This window comes from Salinimicrobium oceani, assembly GCF_012037645.1.
The window spans coordinates 1-372 of the sequence record NZ_JAAVJR010001022.1; the positions used below are offsets into that span (position 1 = coordinate 1).

Annotated in this window: 1 pseudogene; it reads right to left on the reverse strand. The window is 31.2% G+C overall.

Annotated features, from left to right (window positions below):
- Positions 1 to 120: pseudogene (locus HC175_RS24470) on the reverse strand (peroxidase); the annotation flags it as partial.
- Between the last annotated feature and the right edge of the window lie 252 nt (positions 121 to 372).

Consider the following 372-nt stretch of genomic DNA (forward strand, 5'->3'; position numbering starts at 1 on the left):
GGCAGGATGGGAAAAAAGAATACCCCAACTGTCACCTAAAAAATCATAGAAGTTGATCTTTCCTTCTGAAGTTTCAGCATCAAAATTTGGTGCTTTGTCTCCTAATCTTAATGTGCTCATATTTTCTTGAATTTTAATTTTTGAAGTACCTAAATTTACTCATTTTCAGTATCAATACTGTTTTTGTCAGTTTAAATTAGCGTTAATCTTAGGAGGTCCTTCGGCTTTAAAAAGGCTATATTTAACTGTTCCTTTTCATTTTTATAGATCAAGATCTTTGCATTTTTTTGGAAAAACTTGAAAAATATTTCTCTACTTTCCTGTAAATAACTACTTTAACTCCTAATTAGCTCCCTCCCTACATGTTTCGTT